The following is a 24,850-nucleotide window of genomic DNA, read 5'->3' as shown; positions in this document are numbered from 1 at the left end:
TGTTACCTGCGCTTTAAAAACGCGCAGTGTATCACAGCCCGGTCTTGCTGCGCCGTCCCTGCAAGCCGCCGGTGTGCAGAATGCCCAGGCGTTGCTCGACCAGGCCCGGGTCGTCGTTCAGGCGTTGCTGCAGTGCCATAAAGGTTTTACCGGTGTAGACCGGGTCCAGCTCAATGCCCTCCCGCTGCTCAAAATCGGCCATAAAGGCGGTTTGCTTCTCGGTTACCCGGCCGAAGCCTTTACCTGCGGCGTCTGTCCAGAGGGTGTAGCTGCCAGGCTGAACGCCCACTGAGGCGAGCTTTTCGATCAGAGAGATGTAGTGGTCCGGGTCGCGATACACCGGCACGCCGATGACACGGGTTGATTCTGGTGCGGTACGGACAAGCCCAGCCAGAGTGGTTCCGGACCCCACCGGGCAGACAAGAGCATCCAAGTCGGTTCCGGCCAATCGCCACCAAGCGCCAGAACCGTCGATCGCCTGCGGTGACCAGCCTCCTTCGGGAATGAACAGGGCGTTTTCCAGGCTGTGGCAAGCCCAGGCTGCGAATTCGCTGGTTTCGCGTTGCCGGTAGTGCTCACGGTCGATGAAGTGCAGCTTCATGCCCCAGCGCTGGCAGTCGAGAAGCGTGGCAGACCAGGTCACAGGCTCCGGCCCCCGCACCCACCCTGTTGTCGCTAGCCCCATCACATATCCGGCATAGGCTAAGGCATGGAGGTGATTGGAATAGGGCCCACCAACCGACACCAGATGACGGGCACCCTGCTGTTCGGCTCGAACCAGCCAGGCACGCAGCTTGAACCACTTGTTACCGGAAATAATGGGGTGAAGACGGTCGCCACGGACAGTGAAGACCAGCGGTGATGCCGCCCAGGGGGTTCGGTCAATAACCAGTTGGCCGGGCTCTGCAGGCAGGCGGGGAACGCCGGTCGAGGTGACCGCTTCCTGGTTACTGATCCGGGTCAACTGGACTTGCGAAAGGCCGTGACGTTTCCGGACACCACCCGATGACGGGAGCAGAAGTTGTGAGTGCCCGATTCGAAGTCACTGGGCTGGTCGACGCGCTTAACCGGCACGCCGCATTCGTTGCATTCCGGGCTATCGTAGTGAACCAGCCAGGCTTTGTATTGCTCCAGTGTGACGCTGCATTTTTGGGCGGCAAACGCCATCGGCCGCTCCAGATAATCGGCCAGCTGCCGTGAAGGCATACTGATGTGGCCAGCACCGGGGTGATAGGCCACAAACACCAGGTCGAGCCCATCCAGCCGATCCATTAGGTCATCGTTGTTGTCTTCACTCTGTTCAAGTTCAGCGACCTGATCGGTCAACGCCTCAATCCTGGCCTCGGCATTGCGCAATTCTTCTTTGAACTCGTCGATTTCGAAATTCTTTTCGGTCAATGCCTCTTTCAACGCAACCACCTTGTCCTGCTCATCGGCAGTCGAGGATTGCTGGGAATGCAAGGCGGCCAGATGTTCTGCTTTCAGTTCATCGTGTCGCTCTTTCAGGGTATCGAACTGCTCCTGCAACACCAGGTTATCCCGCTCCAGCTTGCGAAAGCTGCTCTGGAGTTTATCGCCCAATACGCTGGACTGATTGGTTTGCTGCTCGAGTTCCTGAATACGGTTGCGATAGGTCTGCGCTTCATTGCGCATGGCCCGCTTAACCTGCTCAACCTCCTCCTTGTGCTGCTCTTCCAGCCCATGAATACGTTGTTTCTGGCGACGTGTCAGTAAGGCGAGCTTTTCCTGATACTCCCGGGCCTGTTTGGCCAACTCTGCTTTCAGGTCTGCTTCGCTGTATCCGGTGAGTGCCTGGGGTTCCACCTGGTCGGAAATGACCGGCAGGTCTTCGAAGTCGCCAACGTCGTCGACTTGCTCACTGATGGTGGGTGGATCTGCCGGGGCCTTGGCCGCCGGAGACGCCAGGGGTTTAGTGGGCTCGTCGTCGGTAATGATGCCCAGTTTGTTGCGTCTGACGGCTTCGTGAATCAGTTGAAAGTGGTTAAGTCCGTCACGGATCTTGGGCTCCCAGAGTTCTCGCTGATACCAGGATACTGAACATTGGCTGCGGCAGGCCAGCCGAATCGGCCCCTGTCCAAGATCCGGCCCCGGACCGGCGGTGTCTGCCAGGTGACGTAGTGGAATGTTCCAGTCTTGATCGGCAAAGCCGCGATCATCGAATTCAATCAGAAAGAGAACAACGCTGTGGACTTCAAGTGACGGCGTGATTTTAAGATAGGCAGCCTGGACCTCGCGCGACGACAGGCCAGTCATACCGACCACACCATCGAGCACGGCTTCGAACTCGGTATAACGCATTTCTTTGGTGATGCCTTTGCGCCCAAAGAAAAAGACCGCTTCGATCAGTTCTTTGCTGTTGCGATATGCCATACCTTACCTCTATTCATCCCCACACCCTTTAACAACAACCGGGTCTGACCCTCTCGCCATTAAAAGACCCATGCCTGTCGGGCCAATCTGCCCGAGACTCAGAGTAGCACGCATGCCCGGCATACGTAATTTCAGAGAGTGACCCCAGACGCACAAGTCTACCCCCTGAAAGTCACTGGAAGTGTGACCTGATCGTCACTTAAATGGCCATTTAGGGGTCAAAACGTCAGAGTGTGACCAATGTTGTGGAAAAAATGTCGATTGGGCAAGGTTGTTGTAGGAATTTAGAGAGGATTTTACGGCAAGATGACCCTGAATCACCGCCGACAAGGCGGTGATTCATCTGAGTAACGGTCTTTCTAAAGCGATGCGGCCAGTTCGGACCCTTGCCGGATAGCCCGTTTGGCATCCAGCTCACCGGCTTGCATCGCCCCGCCGACCCGGTGTGCTTCGATACCAAGTTGCGCGAGGTCATTAAACAGTTCCAGGCGCGATTCCTGACCGGCACAGATGACAACCTGATCGACCGGCAAACACCGGTATTCGCCATCAACCATCAGGTGCAAGCCTTCGTCATCGATACGCTGGTAGTCTGCGCCGGTTACAAAGTGGACGCCTTTGGCCTGCAAGGTGGCCCGGTGAATCCAGCCGGTAGTTTTACCGAGGTTCTTACCCATTTTGCTGGACTTGCGCTGCAGCAACCAGACCTCGCGCGGGCTAGGCTCCGGTTGCGGTGCCACCAGTCCACCGCGACCTGAGACGGTCAAGTCCACGCCCCACTCCCGGGAAAATGCATCGATATCGAGACTGGGTGACTGATCACCGTGAATCAGTACTTCGCTGACGTCAAAGCCAATGCCACCAGCGCCTACGACAGCGACCCGATTGCCCGGCGCGACAGCACCACTGACCAGGTCGGTATAAGACACCACCATAGGATGGTCAATGCCGGGGATAGCCGGCGTACGCGGTACGATGCCGGTGGCGACCACAACCTCGTCAAAGTCGGCCAGGTCGGCCGCCGTCACGCGCTGCCCCAGCTTGAGTTCGACCTTGTTGCGGTCCAGCTGAACCCGGAAATAGCGCAAGGTCTCGTAGAACTCTTCCTTGCCGGGAATTCGTTTTGCCAGATTAAACTGACCGCCGATGTCGTCATGCTCATCAAACAGGGTAACCTGATGCCCCCGCTGCGCAGCAACCGTCGCTGTTGCCAGCCCACCCGGGCCGGCGCCGACAACAGCTATTCGCCGGGCTTGCGTCACCGGAAGATAATTCAGCTCTGTCTCACGGCAGGCACGGGGGTTTACCAGGCATGAGGTCAGTTTCATCTCAAAGATGTGATCGAGGCAGGCTTGATTGCAGGCAATGCAGGTGTTAATCGCCTCTGCGTCGCCCTGCTCAGCCTTGTTGACAAAGTCCGAATCCGCCAGAAAGGGACGCGCCATGGACACCATATCGGCCTGACCGGAGGCAATGATGGTCTCGGCGATCTCAGGGGTATTAATCCGGTTACACGCCACTACCGGTATGCTGACCTCCTTGCGAATGCGCTCGGTAACCCGGGCAAACGCAGCCCGGGGCACCGAGGTGACGATGGTCGGTACCCGCGCCTCATGCCAGCCGATGCCGGTATTCAGCAAGTTGACTCCGGCAGACTGCAGCTGCTTGGCCTGAAGCACAATTTCATCCCAGGTATTGCCGTCTTCTACCAGATCAATCATCGACAGGCGGTAGATCAACAGGAAATCATCGCCACAGACGTCACGAATTTCCCGAACAATACGCTCGGCGAGCGTTATACGGTGCTCAATATCACCGCCCCACTCATCGGCGCGGTGATTGGTGCGCAAGGTGGTGAACTGATTGATCAGGTACCCTTCAGAGCCCATCACCTCTACCCCGTCATAACCCGCCTGCTTTGCCAGGCGTGCACAGCGGACAAAGTCGGCAATGGTTTTCTCAATGTCCTCACCGGACAGCTCGCGTGGTTTGAAGGGGTTAATGGGCGCTTGCAGGGCTGACGCCGACACATTGTTAGGAACATAAGCGTAACGACCGGTGTGCAGGATTTGCAGGCAGATACGGCCTCCCTCAGCCTGAACCGCCTCAGTAATTAAACGGTGCGACGCCACTTCGGCTTCGCTGGTCAGTTTGGCCGCACCCGGGTATGTAACCCCCTCGTCGTTCGGTGCAATGCCACCCGTCACAATCAACGCCACCCCACCCCGGGCTCGCTCGGCATAGAAAGCCGCCATGCGCTCAAAACCCTGCTTGGCCTCTTCAAGACCCGTATGCATTGACCCCATAAGGAACCGGTTCTTGAGTGTGAAGGGGCCTACATCCAGTGGTGTAAACAAAGCGGGGTATGTCTGGGTCATAGCGAAACCTATCATCCGTTTCAAACGATCGTTTTAATCGGGTTATAGCACCATAGGCGATAGACTGAGTCAAGCAAGTTTAGACCGGGGATGATGCAGTCAATTCAGAACAGATGGGCTAGTCGGGGGATTGTTCTTTGAAACAGGACAGCAGAATTAAAAGAAAGCAGGAAGTTTAGAATAAAGAAGACAGGGCTGGCGTTCCAGCTCGCGACCAGGGTCTTACTTTGGAATTTGGAATAAATGGCGGAACGGACGAGACTCGATCGGGCTGGCGCTCCAGCTCGCGACCAGGGTCTTAGCTTAAAATGGGAATAGAAATGGCGGAACGGACGAGACTCGAACTCGCGACCCCCGGCGTGACAGGCCGGTATTCTAACCAACTGAACTACCGCTCCACGGTATTGGTGGGTGTGAACGGGATCGAACCGCTGACCCTCGCCTTGTAAGGGCGATGCTCTCCCAGCTGAGCTACACACCCGGGTAAAACTGGATATAAGGCCTCCCGGCCACAACAAAGGTTGGTGAGTCTATAGCACTTCGTGCCCCAGCTGCACCCTCCGGGCATAAAAGCTACACACCCGGGTAAAACTGGATACAAGGCCTCCCGGCTTAAAATCATCACTTTCCTAATCAAAGGAAATGGCGGAACGGACGAGACCCGACCGGGCTGGCGCTCCAGCTCGCGACCTTGGCCTTACCTTTCCTTACTACCCTTGCACTTCTTCTTTAGAAGAAGTGGCGGAACGGACGAGACTCGAACTCGCGACCCCCGGCGTGACAGGCCGGTATTCTAACCAACTGAACTACCGCTCCACGGTATTGGTGGGTGTGAACGGGATCGAACCGCTGACCCTCGCCTTGTAAGGGCGATGCTCTCCCAGCTGAGCTACACACCCGGGTAAAACTGGATATAAGGCCTCCCGGCTTAAAATCATCACTTTCCTAATCAAAGGAAATGGCGGAACGGACGAGACTCGAACTCGCGACCCCCGGCGTGACAGGCCGGTATTCTAACCAACTGAACTACCGCTCCACACTCAGTTTACAGTCCTGCGACCACTGCACTTAACTCACTTACCTTTCCACTTCTCCTATTGAAGGAAGTGGCGGAACGGACGGGACTCGAACCCGCGACCCCCGGCGTGACAGGCCGGTATTCTAACCAACTGAACTACCGCTCCACGGTATTGGTGGGTGTGAACGGGATCGAACCGCTGACCCTCGCCTTGTAAGGGCGATGCTCTCCCAGCTGAGCTACACACCCACACCAAATCGGATACAATGCCTCCCGGCCCCTTCCAAAGAACCACTCTGTGATCCTCGAAAGTGGAGCGCATTTTAGCGATTTTCCCAATTAAGTCAAACGTTTAGCGCAGATTATTTTACCAGAAACAGCACCATGTCGGGCCAGTAGGTAATCAGTAGCACCACCCCCATCAGTACGAGCATCATCGGCAAGGTCGCCACGTAGAGCTCGGTGATGGATCGTTTGAACCGGTAACTGGCAATAAAGAGGTTCATGCCGACCGGTGGCGTAAAATAGCCGATCTGCATGTTGGCCACAAAGATGATGCCCAGATGAATTGGGTCAATCCCGTATTCCAGAGCAACCGGCAGTATCAACGGCACGATGATAATCAGGGCAGCAAAGATGTCGAGTACCGCGCCCAGCGCCAGCAAACCCACATTCAGGAACAACAGGAACGCCCAACGACTGTCGATGTGCGTACTGACCCAATCAAACACCTGTGCAGGCACCTGCAGATCAATGAGCAGATTGGTAAACGCCAGAGCAACGCCCAGAATCAGCAGAATGCCACCCACCATTTTCATCGATTCTGCCGCAACGGCTGGCAGTCGCCGTAACGGTATCTCGCGGTATACGGCGACTTCAATGATCAACACATAGAGCGCGGTGATCGCGGCGATATCCGATACCACCAGCCAGCCACTGAACAGCCCTCCCATAACAATGGCCGGAATGCCCAGCTCCCACTTCGATTCCCACACCGCACTGACCAGTTCGCGCAGGTTGAAAGGCGTCAATGGCACCGGCTGGTGCCGTTGCTGCCACAGCCCCAGTAACCAGAGCGAGATGATCATGATCACCGCGGGAATGAATCCAGCCAGAAATAACGATTGGATATCAACGCCCTGCACGTCCATTTGCTGAGCGACAATGCCGTACAGGATCAACGGTATGGCGGGTGGCAGTAACAAGCCCAGACTGCCGGAGGTGGTGATCAGCCCCAGCGAGAAACGCTCGGAATACCCTGCCTGGGTCAGCGCCGGTAACAATAGCGCACCAAGCGCGACGATAGTGACCCCTGAGCCACCGGTCAGCATGGTGAAAAAGGCACAGGCCAGCAACGCGATGAGAATCATGCCACCGGGCAGCCAACCCAGCGCCGCTCTCGAAACTCGAACCAGACGTTCCGCCGTGCGCGACTCACTGAGCAAGAAACCGGCAAAGGCGAACAGGGGCAACGCCATCAGCAGGGTATTTTCAGTAAGCCGGTAGAGCTCGATAGGCAGAACCATCAGGTCGATTCCGCTCACCCAGAAGCCCCAGGCCGCTGCGGCCAGAATGATAACAAACAGAGGCGCGCCGAGAGCGGCAATGAGTGCCAGCAGCGCCGAAACTAGAGCATTCATATCGCAGGTTTCACCGGTGGTTTAACAGTATTGAGCCCAAAGCGGAAACACATCCAGGCGAACCCCAGTGGCATGATCAGTTCAAACGGCCAGACGGGCAGCCCGGAAAAGGTCGTACCCCCATAGTGGAATTCATCCAGTACGAAACGGCTGGCGTGCCACGCCATCAGGCCGGTGACTAGCGCCGCAAAGGCATTGGCCAGAGCGCTTATCAGCCTCGCCATGCGCGGCTTCAAAAAATGCCCGAGCGCATCGATGGCAATGTGCTCCCCGGTTCGAGTGGCGACCATGGCCCCCAGTACGGCCAGCCAGAGCACCAGCAGGCGTGTGAACGGGTCTATCCAGTACCAACTGGTATCCGCCAGGTTGCGCAAACCAATCTGCAAGACACTCAGACTGATCATCGTCAACAGTATGGCCGCCAGCAAGACTCGCTCAGCCGTGGCCATCCACCGGTCCAAAAAACGCCAGACTGTCACAGCGCATCCCGGTGACGGGTCAGGATGTCACTGACTTTCTGATAGATATCGGCCGAGAACTGATCGCGTTCGATCAGCAGGCGAGTGGCCGCTTCCGATTCAGCTTCCAGGGCCGCCCGGTCGGCGTCACCCGGTTCAACGATATCGATACCCAATGTCTCCAGCGCCGCGAATGATCTCAGGTTGTCGACGCGCGTTTGCTGATCAATGGTCTCGCTGGCCTTGCGGAATTCAGCCTCAACAATGGCTTGGTCCTCAGGTGAAAGCCCACTGTACGCGCGCTCCGACAAGGCCAGCACACCGTAGGTATACATAAAGGGCGCGTCCGTCAGGTAATCGACCCGGCTGTACCATTGCAAGGTAATGGCACCTACGGGCGGTGCAACGATGGCGTCTATTGCGCCAGTCTGCAGTGCCGTCAGCACATCGCCAATGTTCAGAACAATGGGGTTGATGCCAAAAGCCCGGGCTATCTGTTCGGAAAACGGATCGTTAGCAGGCAACCAGAGTTTCTGGGCCTTTAAGGTATCCATGGAGCTAATGGGTTGCTGGCTCATGCCGTAGGCAAAGCCTGCCTCGATCAAACCAAAGGTTTTCCAGCCACCCTCGTCAAACCCCTGTTCAATGTCACCGTCCAGCTCCTCGCGAACGGCATCGACCTCATCATAATCGCGAAACAACAGGGGAGCATTAAGCACCTGGGAATCCCGGAAGGCGCTGGCAAGGGCGCCACTTTGCACAAAAGCACCCTGCAACTGGCCAATCCGGATTTTGCGCTGAACCGCTTGATCATCGCCCATGACGCCACCCGGGTAATAGCGGATATCGACCCGGCCATCGGTTTGCGTCTTTATGGCTTCCCCGGCCCGGCGCAACTCATTCAATACCGCATTACCATCGGGGTACTGTGTGGAAATCTTCAATTCTTCGGCCTGTGCCATCAAGGCAGTAACGGCCAGAAAGATGCCGGCAGTCAGCATTCGAATGGGTGTCATCGTGTCCTCACTGGGGTGCGTACACCCCGAATCAGTCGCCGCGGCCGGCGCTCTGCCGGTAACGGATTAAAAGTAATCATCAGCGCTGGCCAGCAGTTGCTCGGCTTGTTGCTGGGCGTATCGGTTTTGCAATGTCAGGCCTTCAACATACGGATCGCGGCTTAACGCATCCTGAAGCAGCCGGTCGTGAAGCTCCCGGTCAAAGACCAACCGGGCAAACTGGGACGCATAATACACCTGAATGATCAGGTTCTGGCCATCGGCTGCGTCAAGTGCCTGCTCATAATAGGCCTGAGCGACGCCGGGCTTGCCACCCAGGCTAGGCGGCAGGATGCTGTTCATCACCCCCAGATACAACAGCGCGGTACCCCGTTCATAGCCGGGTTCAATAGCCACTGTGCGCTCAAGCACCGCCTGGGCCTGGCCCAATTGAGCGACGGCAAGCCAGTCGTCGCTGTTGTTTTGAATGTAACTGGCCCAGGCGGTTCCCAGGGTGTAAAGGTAAGGTAAGTCATTGGGGTGATCCCACTGCGACAGCGCCGCTTCGATCTGATCTGGCTTTACTTCACGCAGGCCGCAGGCGTCGTCATCGTAAGTGCAAAAGGCCGAAAAGGCATAGTTCAGCGCCTTTGCCGACATGGCACGGCGACGCTCAGCTTGCTCTGGCGGAATGAACACACCGGCATAGGCACTGTTCAGGGATGCAGCTGTCAGTTGCATCTGCTCGCTGTCGGGGTAGGTCTCGACCAAGGCATCAATCATCAGCAGATAGCTGGGCAGCCCATCTTCGACCGTTTGCAGGTCATCGTTGTTTAGAATGGCGCTGGAGAGATTGGACGGGAGCTGCCGGGTTGCACAACCGCTCAGCACAAGGCCGAGTAGCAGCACCAGAAAACCCCGTAAGGCGAGTGGTTGTATCCGGTGATAATGGATGACAGGCATCGGTACTTTCCCCTGAATATTGGATGTAATGAGCTGTACAAGAACAAGGCAGTGGCTACAGGCACCGGGAACACCAGCCTGACCGCCAACAATGCGGCTACAGTAGTAACAGATTTCTGTTGCCGTTGTGTGTTTCTATTCGGCGTCCGCAGCGCCCTTTAATTCGCCCGCATCGTCTGAGCGGTCGAGCAGCTTTACTTTTTCGCGGTCCCGGTTCAGCGGGTACAACAAATAGCCGGACCAGAACGCGTCCAGGGTGAATCGCTCAACGACCTGCCGGTTATAATGCTCCTTGCGGGCCTTGTGTTCGTCATACCCTTTGTAGTTAAGAATCTGCAGGCAGGCTGTGCATACCAGCGGCTGCCCTTCAAAGGCTCGCGCACTGGTACCTGCCCGGTACTGGTCGCGCTCAGGGAAACAATCACAGCGTGCCACATGCAGGACATCGTCGACCGTAATCGCCACCCGGGAATTTTTATAGCACAGGCAATGGTCAAGCAGACGCCCCAGTTCAGACCGGGGCAAGGGCATTCCCTGCCGGGCCAGTTCGGAACGCTCGTCACCGGTAAGGTGGCGCTCGGGGTCGAACAACTCAAATTGTCCGAGCTGATCCGTTCCCATCCGCTCGCGCATTTGGTTGAAGGGTTCAAATTCGAGGAAATTGATCAGCTCCATGCTACAAATCCTGCTCTTCGAGCATGGTGGCTATGCGGCTCTCGGCATCGGTTCTGAGCCGGAATTCAACGCGGCGCGAACGTTCTCCGTCTTCATTTCCCGTACTGTCGGTGATTGGTTTGGATGAGGACAAACCATTCGCCGTCATGTGCTCCTTTAACCAGTCGCGCTGGTTACTGACCGCCGGTAAATTGAGCACATAGGCCAGCGTTGACCGGGTTCGTTCCTGGCTGAGCCCCATGTTCAGAATGTAGGCCTCGTCCTCGGTCTGCCCTAGCCAGCCACTGGACGTGTGGCCTTCGATTCGCACTTCAGCGATATCATCCCGGTATCGCTCCGCGGTGATGATTCGCATGTATCGCGGGAAAAACTCGGCAAGAATGGATTCAAAAGCCGGGCTCAGCTCACTCTCCCCCCGCCCGAAGATCAACGATTCACGATTGAATCGAATGCTCAGGTCCGGGTTGACCTCGGCTCCCCAGCGCTCCAGGTCCGGTTCAAACTCTTCCAGCAAATCCTGGTACAACTGGGTTCGCAGTCTGTCATAAAGAACGGCCACCTCACTGACTTTGTTACGTTCAATTTCTGCATCGACCATGAAGACAATCGCCACCAGCAAGAACACCATCATCAGGCCGGCCATCAGATCGCTGACTGAGACCCAGTGCTCCTCCTGTTCGATGTGCTCAGCGTCGTCTCTCATTTCGATTGCTCGGCCAACCTGACCAGATCGTGCAGCTTGTCGGTCAATGGGGTGTAATCGTTGACGAATTTCTCAGACAGAGCCGTCAGCTGATAACCGAAAGATTTCATGGCACGGTTCAATTCCGCCTCAAGCGCCTGATCCATCTGTTGCATCTGCTTGTCGTTGCGTTCCAGCAACTGCGTCAGCTGCGCTCCCATGTTCTGCTGGGCTCGCTCGGTACCCTCCAGCAACACATCGCTGACGTTCTTAACGGTATCGCGAATATCGGTGGCCGAGCCCTCCAGCAGGGTTCGCATCTGTTTCCCCTGGGTTTCCACCAATTGCTGCATGCCTTCGGTGAGCTGCAGAATACGGGTTTCCAACTGCGGCAACCCCTGCTGGGCATCAACCACGAGGTTGGAGAACGTCGAGAGATACTCGCGCAGGTTTTCGCTCTGCGTTTGCAGGGTCGACAGCAACGCCTCCATGTCTTCGGCGACACTGGTGAAGGATCGGGTTTGTTGAATCAGCCGTTCGAAGGACTCCGCACCGAGTTTGGCGCTTTCAGCACTCTGTCGATTACTTTCTACCAGCGCCTCTATGGATTCCCGGTGCTCTTTTTGCCAGGTAACCATTTGCCCAACAGCCTGATTCAATTGCCTGAAATTCTCGCCATACTGCTCTTCAATTCGAGTATTAAACTCACGCATCACATGGCCAATGGCTTGCTGCAAGGCTTGCTGGTTGGCTTCGGTCATATCTGCCTGGTAGTTGCGAATGGTGCTTTCCAGCTGCTTCTGCTGAGCCATCTGGGCATCGTGTTGTTGCTTCAGCAAGGAACTGACCGGCTCAGCTTCTTCTGTGGCCAGATGATTGGATATGCGCTCTAGATGCCAGGCCAGGTCGTCCATGGTCGCGGTTTGTTTGGCCTCACGATGGGCACGTACGCGCATACTGGCCACGGCATAGCGGAACTTGATGGTCAACGCGCCGAGCAACCCGGCGATGGACGTCCAAAAGGCGGTTTTGAGCCCTTCCAGCAGCGCCGGTACGCTGGACTGGATCGACCCGGTATCAAACTCGGCCAGACCCAGGGCGACGCCCAGAAAGGTGCCAAAGATGCCAATGCTGGTGAGAATACTGGGTGTGTAATTGGCGGTATGAGCGGAATAGACTGGGCCATGAAAATACAGCAGCAATACGCTAATAACACCAATGAACACCCAGGTCAGGGTCGAAAATGACGCAATTATCTCCATGCCACACCTATTCCAAAGACAGCGATGGGCAGTATGCCACTGGCAGCCCCTTGCCTCAAAGGCTGAATGCCCGCTTGTCGTCGCGGCAGCCTACCCGAATAAAAAAAGGCGGCTGGTAGCCGCCTTTTTCAGTACTTTTCAGGGTTAGCCCAGATAACTGAGCAACACCCCAGCTGCTACTGCAGACCCGATAACACCGGCCACGTTGGGGCCCATGGCATGCATTAGCAGGAAGTTCTGGTTGTTGTTTTCCAGACCGACCTTGTTGGACACCCGGGCAGCCATCGGCACCGCTGATACCCCAGCCGAGCCAATCAGAGGGTTAATCGGCGTCTTACTCATCAGGTTCATCAGCTTGGCCATCAGCACACCGGTAGCGGTACCGACACAGAATGCCGCCAGCCCCAACACCAGAATGCCCAGTGTCTCGACGTTCAGAAACGCGTCCGCACTGAGTTTCGAGCCAACTGCCAGCCCCAGAAAGATGGTGACAATGTTCATCAGCGCATTCTGGGCAGTATCACTCAGCCGCTCGACGACGCCACTTTCCTTCATCAGGTTACCGAAACAGAACATGCCCAGCAGCGGCGCCGCAGATGGCAGGAACATGGCCACTAACACCAAGACCATCAGTGGGAAAACGATCTTCTCGCGTTTGCTCACAACCCGCAGTTGCGTCATGGTGATTTTGCGTTCTGCCTTGGTGGTCAGCGCCCGCATGATGGGCGGCTGGATCAGAGGCACCAGTGCCATGTAACTGTATGCCGCAACCGCAATCGCACCCAGCAGGTCGGGTGCCAGCTGACTGGCGACGAAGATCGAGGTCGGTCCATCGGCCCCGCCGATGATCCCAATGGCGGCAGCATCTGCCAGCGAGAAGTCCATCCAGCCCATCGAAGACATCCAGACCGCGCCGATAATGGTACCGAAAATGCCAAATTGAGCCGCTGCGCCAAGAAACAGCGTCTTCGGATTGGCCAGCATGGGACCAAAATCGGTCATCGCACCGACGCCCATAAAGATGAGCAGCGGAAAGACACCGCTTTCTATTCCGACGCTGTAAACGTAGTAGAGCAAACCACCCGCCGCTTCCAGATGACCATCGGCTGCGTAGATGGGTTCGGCATACATACCCGCCCCGGGGATGTTGACCAGAATGGCACCAAAACCAATCGGCAACAGCAGCAAGGGTTCAAAGCGTTTGTTGATCGCCAGGTACAACAGCACCAGCCCGATGATGATCATCGTCAACTGACCGATACCAAGGTTGGCGAGCCCTGACTGCCCCAATAATACAGTGAGCTTATCCATTCGTTATTCCCTCACAACGTCAGCAGGGTATCGCCAACGGACACCGAGTCGCCTTCTTTGACCTGGACAGCCCCAACCGTACCGGCCTGGGGAGCGCTGACTTCGGTTTCCATTTTCATGGCTTCCAGAATCATCACCACCTGACCTTCTTCAACGGTATCGCCTGGCTGAACCAGAATCTTGAAAATATTGCCGGCCAGCGGGGCAGGCACTTCTGTGCCACTTTCGGCGGGCGCAGCGGGCGCCGAGGAGACTTCCCCGCCCTCACTGATGTCCGTCTTATAGGTTTTGCCGTTGATCGACACACTGACGCCACCGGTTGCATCAACCTGGGCCACATAAGACTTACCATTGATGGCAACGGTATAGGTTGCCGCCTCAGCCTTGTCTGCTTTGGCCGGGCTGGACGGCGCTGCGGTGGGCACCGGCTCAAAGGCTTCGGCATTGCCACGATTTTGCAGAAACTTCAGACCGATTTGCGGGAACAGCGCGTAAGTCAGTACATCGTCGACAACGGCCTCGGCGAGTTTAATGTCTTTCTCTTTGGCGATGCCTTCCAATTCGCCCGTCAGCTTGTCCATCTCATCATCGATCATGTCGGCCGGGCGGCAGGTAATGGCCTCGCCACCATTGAGCACCTTAGCCTGCAAGTCGCTGTCGAACGGGGCTGGCGCAGAACCGTATTCGCCTTTGAGAATGGCCTGGGTTTCCTTGGAGATGGACTTGTAACGCTCGCCGGTCAGAACGTTCAACACGGCTTGAGTGCCCACGATCTGGGATGTTGGCGTCACCAGCGGAATGTATCCCAGGTCTTTGCGAACCTTCGGGATTTCATCGAGAACAGCGTCGAATTTGTCGCCAGCGCCCTGCTCTTTCAGCTGACTTTCCATATTGGTCAGCATGCCGCCTGGCACCTGCGCCACCAGAATACGCGAATCAACACCGCGCAACTGGCCTTCAAAAGCAGCGTATTTTTTGCGTACGGTCCGGAAGTAAGCAGCAATTTCTTCCAGCTTGAGCAAATCAAGCCCCGGGTCTCGATCAGTGCCTTGCAAGGCAGAAACAATCGACTCTGTCGGCGAATGGCCGTAGGTCATCGACATGGAAGAAATGGCGGTATCGACATGATCGATCCCGGCTTCAATGGCCTTCAGCAGCGTCATCGACGACAGACCGGCCGTTGCATGACAGTGCAGACTGATCGGGATATCCAGCGCCGCTTTGAGCTTGGTAACCAGCTCAAAGGCATCATAAGGCGTGAGGATACCGGACATGTCCTTGATCGCCAGAGAGTCGGCGCCCATCTCTTCGATTTCCCGGGCCAGTTGAACCCAGTTCTCGGTATTGTGAACCGGGCTAGTGGTATAGGAGATCGTACCCTGGGCATGAGCGCCGTTGGCTTTCACAGCGGCCATGGCGCGCTGGAGATTACGCGGGTCGTTCATGGCATCGAACACCCGGAACACGTCGACACCGTTGGTCACAGCACGCTCAACAAAACGGTCAACCACGTCGTCGGCATAATGACGGTAACCGAGCAGATTCTGACCCCGCAACAGCATTTGCTGACGGGTATTGGGCATTGCCTTTTTCAGTTCGCGGATGCGGTCCCAGGGGTCTTCACCCAGGTAGCGGATACAGGCATCAAAGGTTGCCCCACCCCAGGTTTCAACAGACCAGTAGCCTATACTGTCGAGCTTTTCACAAATGGGCAGCATGTCATCGATGCGCAGCCGGGTTGCGAACAGCGACTGATGAGCGTCGCGCAGTACGACATCGGTCAGCTTGATTGGATTCTTGTTAGCACTCATGGCAATCGCCCTTAGCGTTCAGTGAAATGGGTTGGCAATGGTCAGTGGCCATGCACGGCCTTGACAGCAGCGGCAACCGCCGCCAGTTCAGACAAATCCTCTGCGGCAGCGGGTCGACGCTTGCCTCTGGGTTCCGGTTCGGGCTGGCCAAAAAACCGGTTTATGACCCTGGACATCAGGGTGGTACCAATCACCAGAACGGTTAAGAATACGAAGACGGTACCCATTCCCATGATCAGGAGCGAAAACCCTTCTGTTAGCAATTCGGACATCAGGAGATCCTTATTGTTGGCGGGCCGTAGAGTTGCCCTTCAAACCACCGTTGCAACGGTGCGTTCAGCACCCTGACCGCCGGCCTGAATTCTGTCTCTGAATGGTTGATAGTGGCTGATTTTGCCGGTAGCAGCAAAGCGCCGAGCGACGGTAGGGTACCCCAAATCCGAGAATTGGCGCAACAGAGGCCAGTTCAGCAACTTTCGCAACAAACTGTTGCAATATACTGAATTGACAGGGATTTTCGGCCTTGATTCGACCTTGGTCTCAGGTAGACTCCGCGGCTGTTTTTCACTCAATTTGAGAGTACCACACCGTGAATACGAGCCTGACATGCGCCTGATTCTAGCCCCGATGGAAGGGCTTGCCGATGTTTATCTGCGTCGGCTGATAACTGCGCAGGGCGGCTTTGATCGCGTTGTCTCAGAATTTGTTCGCGTCGTGGACCAAGTGCTTCCGGAAAGTGTTTTTTACAACGTCTGTCCGGAACTTTTGCAAGGCGGACGAACGGACAGTGGTACCCCGGTTCGGGTTCAGCTCCTGGGCAACCATCTGGATGCTCTGGCTGCCAACGCACAACGCGCCATAGCGCTGGGCTCGGATGGTATTGATCTGAATTTCGGCTGCCCCAGCAAAACGGTAAACCGCAGCCAGGGAGGCGCGGTGCTGCTACGCGAGCCAGACACCCTGTATCAGGTGGTCAGAGCTGTCCGGGAGGCACTGCCGGCGCACCTTGTCGTTTCGGCCAAAATGCGCCTGGGTTACGACGATACCGACCTGATGCTCGATAACGCCAGAGCCATTGCTGACGCTGGCGCGACTGAACTGACCGTCCATGCACGAACCCGGGCTCAGGGCTATGCGCCACCGGCTCACTGGCATGAACTCGCCCGCATAAGGGCCGCGATAACCATACCACTGATCGCCAATGGCGATGTCTGGTCACCGGCCGATTACCGGGCATGTTGTCACATTGCAGGAACCCCGGACATCATGCTGGGTCGCGGTGCCATCCGGCACCCTGATCTGGCCCAGCGCATTCGCCATAATGACGAGACGCCCATGGCATGGGCGCGGTTAAGCGGCTTAATTGGTCAGTTCTGGCGCGAAGTGCGCCGGGATATGCCAGAAAAATACTGTGCGGGGCGCCTAAAACAATGGCTTAATCATCTTAGGGCAGTTCATCCGGATGCCGAACGCTTGTGGCAAAAAGTCCGCGCCGAACGTTCCCTATCAACGCTAGACACCCTGATCCGGGCTTTGGAAGCAGACCCCGAGGGCATGGCAAAAGACTGATCGAATAACGGCTTGCCACATTAGCAGCAGAATGGTGGCAATGAATAAAAGCGGGATAAAGCGCTGCAGTTGACTTAACAGACAAACCACAAGGTAGAAGGTGGAAGTAGAAATGGCGCGCCCGGCACGATTCGAACGTGCGACCGCCTGGTTCGTAGCCAGGTACTCTATCCAGCTGAGCTACGGGCGCGTACAACACCGAAGTTTTACCTCACCGGTGCGAGAGGTCTTTCAAGCAAGCTACGCTGGCGCGTACGCTGCACTGTCTGCTCTGTTGCTTTCTAACTCCACTCTGCCTGCATCAACAACCAGTAAGTTGGTGATACCAGTAGTAATGGCGCGCCCGGCACGATTCGAACGTGCGACCGCCTGGTTCGTAGCCAGGTACTCTATCCAGCTGAGCTACGGGCGCGTAGATTGGCGAAACCGTCTCCGTTTTCGCCTTGCTTTTCAGTCGGCAGCTTGCGGTTTTAAGCCTTCAGCCCTGACAGAAAACAATGGCGGAGAGAGAGGGATTCGAACCCTCGATAGGATTTCTCCTATACACCCTTAGCAGGGGTGCGCCTTCAGCCACTCGGCCATCTCTCCAAACAACGGCGCGCATGTTATCATGTTTTTCACAAAAGAAAAGGAAAAACTTCAATAAAATGAAGCGATTAGCTCCATTTCATCAACATGCTTGGGCCTTGGCTGCCTACAGATCATCCTCACCTTCGGGGTGACCCATCTCGCGCTGAATACGCTGATAGATTTCTTCACGGTGCACAGCAACGTCCTTGGGGGCATTAACACCAATACGAACCTGATTACCCTTGACCCCCAACACAGTCACAGTGACTTCATCACCGATCATGAGTGTTTCACCTACGCGGCGCGTCAAAATAAGCATCTAAACTCTCCTAAATGTTCTGGAAACTTCCAGTATCCAGCTCCTGGTTGTGCCATTTGTCAGTGGTGGCCCATTCCTGGGGACCAACATCCTTTTAACAAATACACATCAGAGTATTGACCACATACATTAAAAATAAAGCCGGACTGTCCACATTTCTGCAATAATCCGTCTTTATCCGCACTTTACAGCCTGACATTCCGGGCAGTGGAATGCAGGCCTTTCGCTATCGAAACCGATACCTGACCGGTTTAACGATTCTGCTCACGCGCATCCAGCTCAAAGGCAGAATGGAGCGCACGTACTGCCAGTTCAAGGTAGCGTTCGGCAATAACAACGGCGACCTTGATCTCAGACGTAGAAATCATTTGTATGTTGATGTTCTCTGCCGCCAGTGTATCGAACATTTTCGACGCTACACCAGCATGAGAGCGCATGCCAACACCAACAATCGAGACCTTGGCAATGTTGGCATCGCCGCGGACTTCACGCGCCCCCAGGTCATTGCCAACTTCGTTCAGCACCTTTTTGACACGTTCAAAGTCATTGCGGTGCACCGTAAAGGTGAAATCCGTGGTGTTATCATCGGCCACGTTCTGCACGATCATATCCACTTCTATATTTGCAGCACTAACCGGCCCCAGAATGCGACTAGCCACACCGGGGATATCCGGCACACCCAGCACGGTCAGTTTGGCTTCATCGCGGTTAAAGGCAATGCCTGAAATCACCGGCTGTTCCATTGGCTGTTCTTCCTCCAGCGTAATCAAAGTGCCCGGGCCATCGACGAAACTCGACAAAACCCGCAGCGGAACGTTGTACTTGCCAGCAAATTCAACCGAGCGGATCTGCAACACCTTAGATCCCTGGCTGGCCATTTCCAGCATTTCTTCAAAGGTTATCTTGTCGAGGCGCCGGGCACTGTCGACCACTCTGGGGTCGGTTGTGTAAACACCGTCGACATCGGTGTAAATCTGGCACTCATCGGCCTTCAGCGCCGCAGCCAGCGCCACGGCGGTGGTATCAGACCCGCCACGCCCCAGCGTGGTTGTGTTGCCCAGCTCATCAACCCCCTGAAAACCGGCCACGACGACCACACGGCCGGTCTTCAGGTCATTCTGTATTGCCTCGACATCAATATGCTTGATGCGCGCCTTGGTATGGGCGCTGTCGGTCACTATCCGCACCTGGTCACCGGTGTAGGACCGGGCCGAGCAGCCCCGCTTCTGCAACGCCATGCTCAACAAGGCAATGGTGACCTGCTCGCCAGTCGAGACCAGAACATCCATCTCGCGCGGGTTGGGCTGATCGGTAATGGCAGAAGCCAATGACAACAGGCGGTTGGTCTCGCCGCTCATGGCGGATACGACAACGACCACATCGTGGCCATTATCGCAAAACGATTTCACTTTATCAGCGACATGCTCTATCCGGTCGGTCGTACCAACCGAGGTGCCGCCGTATTTCTGGACGTACAGAGCCATGGGACCCGTTCCGAAACAGTAGCTGTATGTTAAACAGGGTTGATCGCACCCTGCCCCTCAATGTCTCAACCCCGCGAATGCCATACACCCGCGCGGTGACGACGATTAATGCTCAGGCAAGATGCTCTGTAACCCAGGGCACGACGCTAGCCAGTGCGGCAGCAAGGTGCTCTGGCTGACTGCCACCGGCCATGGCCATATCCGGCTTGCCACCACCCTTGCCTCCCACCTGACCAGCAACGTGGTTCACCAGATCGCCAGCCTTAATCTTGCCGAGCGTATCTTTGGTAACACCAGCGGCGATTTGAACCTTGGCACCGTCCTTTACCGCCAAAACGATAACGGCCGTACCCAGTTTGTCCTTGAGTTGGTCCATGGTAGAGCGCAGTGTTTTCGCATCAGCCCCTTCCAACTCAGCCGACAGAACCTTAACGCCACCGATGCTCTGAGCGCCGGCCGCCAAATCACTGCCTGCGGCTGAAGCAAGCTTGTTATTCACCTGTTCAAGGCTCTTCTCAAGCTCACGGATACGCTGCTGAGACTGCTGAGTACGGTCAACGAGCTGGTCCGGCGCGCACTTGAGCGTCGCTGCCAATTGCTGCAACAAGGCGTCTTGCTGCTGCATACTCGCCAGCGCATAGGGGCCGGTAACGGCCTCAATGCGACGTACCCCGGAAGCGATCCCGCTTTCAGATACGATGCGGAACAAGCCAATGTCGCCGGTCCGGCTGACGTGAGTACCGCCACACAGCTCTTTGGAAAAGCCTTCGGTACCCATGCTCAGCACCCGAACCTCGCTGTCGTATTTTTCACCAAACAGGGCCATGGCCCCGGCTGCCTTGGCAGCATCAATGCTCATCAGCTCGGTCTGCACCGGTGTATTGGCGAGTATTTGTTCGTTCACACGCTGTTCAATCACGGTGATTTGCTCTGCAGTGACCGCTTCGAGATTGGAAAAGTCAAAACGCAGCTTGTCGAAGGTGACCAACGAACCTTTCTGCTGAACGTGCTCACCCAGAATTTCTCGCAGGGCAGCATGGAGTAGGTGAGTAGCGCTGTGGTGACGGGCCGTGTTGCTGCGCTCTTCACGTGCAACGGTGGCACTCAAGCGGTCGCCCACGGCGATATTGCCCTGCACCACCTCGGCATGGTGCAGATGATGACCCTGCAACTTGGTGCAGTCGTCAACATTGACTACAACGCCGTCGGCACTCAGCTGGCCGTGATCGCCCACCTGCCCGCCCGATTCACCATAGAACGGCGTCTGATCCAGAATGACAACGCCCGAGTCGCCTGCCTGCAGACGCTCGACACGTTCGTTGTCACGCAACAGGGCGATGACCTTGCCTTCGCCCAGCAAGGAATCGTAACCCAAAAACCGGGTTTGACCTGGCAGCCCGAGATCGAGATTGCGATCCATTTTGAACTTGTTCGCTGAGCGGGCGCGATCGCGCTGGGCTTCCATGTGCTGGTCGAACCCGGCCTGATCAATCTCAAGATCCCGCTCGCGAGCAACATCCGCTGTCAAATCCGCCGGGAAGCCATAGGTATCGTACAGCCGGAACACCAGTTCACCAGGCAATACCTTACCGTCAATCCCTGCAATGCCGTCTTCAAGGACTTGCATGCCATGCTCGAGCGTCCGCGCGAACTGCTCTTCTTCCAAGCGCAGAACCTTTTTGACGTGATCTTTCAGTGTCACCAGCTCGGGGTAGGCACCGCCCATCTCGATAGCCAGCGCATCGACCAGGCGGAAGAAAAATGCCTCATTCTGACCCAGCTTGTGGCCATGTCGGACGGCGCGGCGAATGATGCGGCGCAACACGTAGCCCCGCCCTTCGTTCGAGGGAACAATGCCGTCAACGATCAGGAAGGCACTGGATCGAATATGGTCGGCGATAACGCGCAACGACCGGTTTTCAATATCATTGCACCCGGTCACGTCCATCGTCGCGCGAATCAGTTGCTGAAACAGGTCAATTTCATAATTTGAATGAACCGACTGCAATACGGCCGCCAGTCGCTCAAGGCCCATGCCGGTATCGACAGACGGCTTCGGTAATGGCACCCGAGTACCGTCTTCCAGTTGGTCAAATTGCATGAACACCAGGTTCCAGATCTCGATATAGCGATCCAGATCATCATCCGGACTGCCCGGAGGACCACCGGGAACCTCAGGGCCATGATCATAAAAGATTTCCGAGCAAGGACCGCAGGGCCCAGTATCGCCCATCATCCAGAAATTGTCTTTTTCGCCAAGCCGCGACAGGCGGTCGGCCGGCACGCCAATTTCATTGATCCAGATATCGGCGGCCTCATCATCGTCGTGAAATACCGTCACCCAGAGTCGCTCTTTTGGCAAACCCAGTTCTTGCGTCAGGAAGGTCCAGGCAAATCGGATGGCATCTCGCTTGAAATAGTCGCCGAAACTGAAGTTGCCCAGCATCTCAAAAAAGGTGTGGTGACGTGCGGTATAGCCGACATTCTCCAGGTCATTGTGTTTGCCGCCAGCGCGGACACAACGCTGTGATGTCGTGGCTCGCGAGTAGTCGCGCTTATCAGTTCCCAGAAAAACGTCTTTAAACTGCACCATACCCGCGTTGGTAAACAACAGCGTAGGGTCATTGCCCGGTATCAGAGGGGCACTGTCGACTTCGCTGTGGCCTTGGCTGATAAAATAATCCAAGAAGCGTCGGCGTATTTCAGAGGTTTTCATGGTCAGTCTGACGTCCTGTTCCGCACGTGAATAAACAATATCTGGGGTGGGGTTTAGTCCGAAAAATGCAACACAGAGTGCCTTACGCAGTGCACCAGCTGAACGATTGCCTTCAGACTGAAAACCCGAAAATTCTGTCAGCAGGCTTCGGGCCTTGCCAGCAGGGTTTAAAGGGCGCAATAGTACACAGATGCCGGGGCCGACACCAGTAGGGACGCCTGCGGACAGGCAGATAGGAAGGGGAGCAGGTCGTGTTATGACTGCGAAATAGCGCTTGGGCCATCAGCCCTATATTCGGCACTTCGCCCTGCTCTGCGGTCAGGAGGCTGGAATGGTCAGTCGAATCCGTCAGTGTCTGTTGAGTCTTCGCTCCGCAAAGCCTCCAGAGAGTGGCGAACATGATCCCCACTAAAACCCCGGTATGCCAGAAAGCGCGCGAGGCGCGCCCGGATTTTCTGATCGGCGGGATCGGATGACCCCAACTTGCGGCGAGCCGCATCCAAGGCCAGTTCAAACCAGTCGATATCCCACTCATCGAGTAACGGCAGGACCAATTCGGCCACCCCTTTTTGCCGGGCTTCGTGCTGTACCCGAACCGGCCCTCTCGACCGGTTGATCTGCGAGCGCAAAAAAGCTTCGGCGTAGCGTTCATCGTTCTGCAGGCCGGTCTCAACCAGACGCAACAGAGCTGCTTCAACGGCATCGGGCTGATCGGGAAACCGATCGGTTAACCGGGTTCGTAGCTCGGACTGGCTGTATTCCCTGCGCGCAAGCATATTCAGCGCCGTGTTCCAGGGTGTTTTCTCAGCCATGCCAGGTGCACTCCGGGCTCGCCAGTGCGAGCCCTTCAGCCAGGGGAAGGCAATGCAGGCAGATCATGCAATCAGACTTCCGCTTTACCTTTTTTAGCCGGAGTAGCCGCCGCCTCGGGGGCTGCCTCTGCGGCTTCAGTTTCAGCCTTGGCAGGGTCTTCCTTGGGTGCGTTACTGACCAGGTAGGCATCGCGGATTTTGCCTTCAATGGTCTTGGCAATTTCCAGGTTGTCTTCAAGGAACTTGGCGGCATTGGCTTTGCCCTGGCCAATTTTGTCGCCCTGATAGCTATACCAGGCACCAGCCTTCTCGATCAACCCGAGCTTGACGCCCAAATCAATTACTTCGCCCATGTGGTAAATGCCCTTGCCGTAGTGAATCTGGAACTCGGCTTGCTTGAATGGCGGGGCAATCTTGTTCTTGACGACTTTAACCCGGGTCTCGGAACCGACGACTTCATCGCCTTCCTTGATGGTACCGGTGCGCCGGATATCGAGGCGAACGGATGAGTAGAACTTCAGGGCATTACCGCCGGTTGTGGTTTCCGGGCTGCCGAACATAACGCCAATCTTCATACGGATCTGGTTAATGAAAATCACCAGGCAATTGGCTGTCTTGATGTTACCGGTGATCTTGCGCAGTGCCTGGGACATCAGGCGAGCCTGCAAACCAACGTGCATGTCACCCATTTCGCCTTCAATTTCAGCCTTGGGCACCAGGGCTGCCACGGAGTCGATAACGATCACGTCGACCGCGTTGGAACGGACCAGCATGTCGGCAATTTCCAGAGCCTGTTCGCCGGTATCGGGCTGCGACACCAGCAGGTCATCCACATTCACGCCCAGCTTGTTGGCGTAAGACGGATCCAGTGCGTGCTCTGCATCGACGAAGGCGCAGGTTCCGCCCGCTTTTTGGGCTTCGGCAATAACTTGCAGCGTCAGCGTCGTTTTACCGGAGGATTCAGGGCCATAGATTTCAACAACCCGGCCCTTGGGCAAACCACCAATGCCTAACGCGATATCCAGCCCCAGAGAACCGGTTGAAATGGACGGGATCTGGATGTGCTTCTGATCCCCCATGCGCATGACCGAGCCCTTGCCAAACTGACGTTCAATCTGGCTAAGTGCTGCCGTTAGCGCTTTTTCTTTGTTCGCGTCCATGGTGTTCCCCCATCAAAAGCCTGTATGAATGACCAGTATTCTTACACAGGGTGACCGACCCTGACAAGCCGGTTGACCCGATTAATTCAAAGTCTTTGCTGCAGGCCCTGTAACGCCTGCAACGCAGCCTGGTTGCGCACCCGGTTGCGGTCACCTTCAAAGTGAAATAACGTCGCCTCAATCCCGCCGGGCCAGGCCCAGGCGATCCAGACGGTACCTACCGGTTTTTCGGCACTGCCTCCGGCCGGGCCGGCAACCCCGGTTACCGCAACAGCTACGTCAACACCGGCTCGCAACCGGCCCTGTTCCGCCATAGCCAGCGCCACCGGTTCGCTCACGGCTCCGTGCCCTACTATCGCTTCGGGGGGCACTCCCAACTGCTCCTTAAGCGCATTCGAATAAGTGATCCAGCCGCCTTCATACCAGTCGGAGCTACCGGCAAGATCGGTAATCATTCCGCCAATCGCACCACCGGTACAGCTCTCTACGGTCACCATACGCCAGCCCGATGACATCAGTTGTTGCGCCAGTGCCGTCACCAGTTTTTCCGCTGCGGGCATTTCAGAAGCCGTCATGCATTTCATCCTGTCGGTGATTCGAATACCATGGGCGGTCGATCTAAAGCCAGCCATCAAG

20 protein-coding genes and 10 tRNA genes are annotated in these 24,850 nt (G+C 56.2%); 1 reads left to right on the top strand and 29 read right to left on the bottom strand.

Going from position 1 to position 24,850, the window contains the following annotated elements:
* Nucleotides 1-31: 31 nt before the first annotated feature.
* The 20 genes from EP166_RS00530 to EP166_RS00435 form a co-directional block, all read right to left on the bottom strand.
* Nucleotides 32-964 (bottom strand): 1-aminocyclopropane-1-carboxylate deaminase/D-cysteine desulfhydrase, encoded by a 933-nt coding sequence (locus EP166_RS00530; protein ID WP_164743768.1) that lies wholly within the window; start codon nucleotides 962-964, stop codon nucleotides 32-34.
* Nucleotides 961-2,391 carry a hypothetical protein gene (locus EP166_RS00525; RefSeq protein WP_127554864.1) on the bottom strand — a complete coding sequence of 477 codons (1,431 nt, stop codon included), beginning with the start codon at nucleotides 2,389-2,391 and terminating at the stop codon, nucleotides 961-963. Before EP166_RS00525 ends, EP166_RS00530 begins: the two co-directional genes overlap by 4 nt.
* 359 nt (nucleotides 2,392-2,750) lie before the next feature.
* A complete protein-coding gene (locus EP166_RS00520; protein ID WP_127554863.1) occupies nucleotides 2,751-4,769 on the bottom strand; it encodes an oxidoreductase in 2,019 nt (672 codons plus the stop codon).
* A 321-nt stretch (nucleotides 4,770-5,090) separates the two neighbouring features.
* Nucleotides 5,091-5,167, bottom strand: a tRNA-Asp gene (locus tag EP166_RS00515).
* 7 nt (nucleotides 5,168-5,174) lie between these two features.
* Nucleotides 5,175-5,250 (bottom strand) — tRNA-Val (locus EP166_RS00510).
* A 258-nt stretch (nucleotides 5,251-5,508) separates the two neighbouring features.
* Nucleotides 5,509-5,585 (bottom strand) — tRNA-Asp (locus EP166_RS00505).
* A 7-nt stretch (nucleotides 5,586-5,592) separates the two neighbouring features.
* A tRNA-Val gene (locus EP166_RS00500) sits at nucleotides 5,593-5,668 on the bottom strand.
* Between the two features lie 60 nt (nucleotides 5,669-5,728).
* A tRNA-Asp gene (locus EP166_RS00495) sits at nucleotides 5,729-5,805 on the bottom strand.
* A gap of 71 nt (nucleotides 5,806-5,876) precedes the next feature.
* Nucleotides 5,877-5,953: transfer RNA gene (locus EP166_RS00490), tRNA-Asp, on the bottom strand.
* A gap of 7 nt (nucleotides 5,954-5,960) precedes the next feature.
* Nucleotides 5,961-6,036 (bottom strand) — tRNA-Val (locus EP166_RS00485).
* Between the two features lie 113 nt (nucleotides 6,037-6,149).
* On the bottom strand, nucleotides 6,150-7,427 hold the full coding sequence (locus tag EP166_RS00480; RefSeq protein ID WP_127554862.1) for a TRAP transporter large permease: 1,278 nt from the start codon (nucleotides 7,425-7,427) through the stop codon (nucleotides 6,150-6,152).
* On the bottom strand, nucleotides 7,424-7,906 hold the full coding sequence (locus tag EP166_RS00475; RefSeq protein WP_246026191.1) for a TRAP transporter small permease: 483 nt from the start codon (nucleotides 7,904-7,906) through the stop codon (nucleotides 7,424-7,426). The genes EP166_RS00480 and EP166_RS00475 overlap by 4 nt, the downstream gene beginning before the upstream one ends.
* Complete coding sequence (locus tag EP166_RS00470) at nucleotides 7,903-8,901, bottom strand: TRAP transporter substrate-binding protein (protein WP_127554861.1); 999 nt, start codon at nucleotides 8,899-8,901, stop codon at nucleotides 7,903-7,905. The genes EP166_RS00475 and EP166_RS00470 overlap by 4 nt, the downstream gene beginning before the upstream one ends.
* 66 nt (nucleotides 8,902-8,967) lie before the next feature.
* Entirely contained in the window at nucleotides 8,968-9,843 is an 876-nt protein-coding gene (locus EP166_RS00465; RefSeq protein WP_127554860.1) for a TRAP transporter TatT component family protein, read from the bottom strand.
* Between the two features lie 135 nt (nucleotides 9,844-9,978).
* A complete protein-coding gene (locus tag EP166_RS00460) occupies nucleotides 9,979-10,518 on the bottom strand; it encodes a hypothetical protein (RefSeq protein WP_127554859.1) in 540 nt (179 codons plus the stop codon).
* 1 nt (nucleotide 10,519) lies between these two features.
* Nucleotides 10,520-11,221 (bottom strand): OmpA/MotB family protein, encoded by a 702-nt coding sequence (locus tag EP166_RS00455; protein ID WP_127554858.1) that lies wholly within the window; start codon nucleotides 11,219-11,221, stop codon nucleotides 10,520-10,522.
* Nucleotides 11,218-12,462 carry a hypothetical protein gene (locus EP166_RS00450; protein WP_127554857.1) on the bottom strand — a complete coding sequence of 415 codons (1,245 nt, stop codon included), beginning with the start codon at nucleotides 12,460-12,462 and terminating at the stop codon, nucleotides 11,218-11,220. Before EP166_RS00450 ends, EP166_RS00455 begins: the two co-directional genes overlap by 4 nt.
* 144 nt (nucleotides 12,463-12,606) lie before the next feature.
* The gene (locus EP166_RS00445; protein WP_127554856.1) at nucleotides 12,607-13,773 is read right to left on the bottom strand and encodes a sodium ion-translocating decarboxylase subunit beta; all 1,167 of its coding nucleotides are present in this window, start codon (nucleotides 13,771-13,773) and stop codon (nucleotides 12,607-12,609) included.
* An 11-nt stretch (nucleotides 13,774-13,784) separates the two neighbouring features.
* Nucleotides 13,785-15,584 (bottom strand): sodium-extruding oxaloacetate decarboxylase subunit alpha, encoded by a 1,800-nt coding sequence (gene oadA / locus EP166_RS00440; RefSeq protein ID WP_127554855.1) that lies wholly within the window; start codon nucleotides 15,582-15,584, stop codon nucleotides 13,785-13,787.
* A gap of 41 nt (nucleotides 15,585-15,625) precedes the next feature.
* Nucleotides 15,626-15,856, bottom strand: a complete 231-nt coding sequence (locus tag EP166_RS00435; RefSeq protein ID WP_127554854.1) for an OadG family protein — start codon at nucleotides 15,854-15,856, stop codon at nucleotides 15,626-15,628.
* 334 nt (nucleotides 15,857-16,190) lie between these two features.
* On the opposite strand from EP166_RS00435, the gene EP166_RS00430 reads away from it, so the two are divergent.
* The gene (locus tag EP166_RS00430) at nucleotides 16,191-17,153 is read left to right on the top strand and encodes a tRNA-dihydrouridine synthase (protein ID WP_127554853.1); all 963 of its coding nucleotides are present in this window, start codon (nucleotides 16,191-16,193) and stop codon (nucleotides 17,151-17,153) included.
* Between the two features lie 113 nt (nucleotides 17,154-17,266).
* On the opposite strand, the gene EP166_RS00425 is transcribed toward EP166_RS00430, so the two are convergent.
* From EP166_RS00425 to EP166_RS00385, 9 genes are all read right to left on the bottom strand, one after another.
* Nucleotides 17,267-17,343: transfer RNA gene (locus EP166_RS00425), tRNA-Arg, on the bottom strand.
* 145 nt (nucleotides 17,344-17,488) lie between these two features.
* Nucleotides 17,489-17,565, bottom strand: a tRNA-Arg gene (locus EP166_RS00420).
* Nucleotides 17,566-17,651: 86 nt separating this feature from the next.
* Nucleotides 17,652-17,741, bottom strand: a tRNA-Ser gene (locus EP166_RS00415).
* Nucleotides 17,742-17,847: 106 nt separating this feature from the next.
* Nucleotides 17,848-18,042, bottom strand: coding sequence for a carbon storage regulator CsrA (csrA, locus tag EP166_RS00410; protein ID WP_028670139.1), 195 nt, complete (start codon nucleotides 18,040-18,042; stop codon nucleotides 17,848-17,850).
* Nucleotides 18,043-18,293: 251 nt separating this feature from the next.
* On the bottom strand, nucleotides 18,294-19,526 hold the full coding sequence (locus tag EP166_RS00405; protein ID WP_127554852.1) for an aspartate kinase: 1,233 nt from the start codon (nucleotides 19,524-19,526) through the stop codon (nucleotides 18,294-18,296).
* A gap of 112 nt (nucleotides 19,527-19,638) precedes the next feature.
* Complete coding sequence (alaS, locus tag EP166_RS00400; RefSeq protein ID WP_127554851.1) at nucleotides 19,639-22,242, bottom strand: alanine--tRNA ligase; 2,604 nt, start codon at nucleotides 22,240-22,242, stop codon at nucleotides 19,639-19,641.
* A gap of 335 nt (nucleotides 22,243-22,577) precedes the next feature.
* Nucleotides 22,578-23,054, bottom strand: a complete 477-nt coding sequence (locus EP166_RS00395; RefSeq protein WP_127554850.1) for a regulatory protein RecX — start codon at nucleotides 23,052-23,054, stop codon at nucleotides 22,578-22,580.
* A gap of 71 nt (nucleotides 23,055-23,125) precedes the next feature.
* Nucleotides 23,126-24,214: a recombinase RecA gene (gene recA / locus EP166_RS00390; protein ID WP_127554849.1), complete on the bottom strand. Its 1,089-nt coding sequence runs from the start codon at nucleotides 24,212-24,214 to the stop codon at nucleotides 23,126-23,128.
* Nucleotides 24,215-24,300: 86 nt separating this feature from the next.
* Nucleotides 24,301-24,789: a CinA family protein gene (locus tag EP166_RS00385; protein ID WP_246026190.1), complete on the bottom strand. Its 489-nt coding sequence runs from the start codon at nucleotides 24,787-24,789 to the stop codon at nucleotides 24,301-24,303.
* Nucleotides 24,790-24,850 lie beyond the last annotated feature (61 nt).

Source organism: Saccharospirillum alexandrii, from assembly GCF_004000275.1.
Lineage (GTDB): Bacteria > Pseudomonadota > Gammaproteobacteria > Pseudomonadales > Natronospirillaceae > Saccharospirillum > Saccharospirillum alexandrii.
This window is presented reverse-complemented; position numbering and strand designations above follow the sequence as displayed.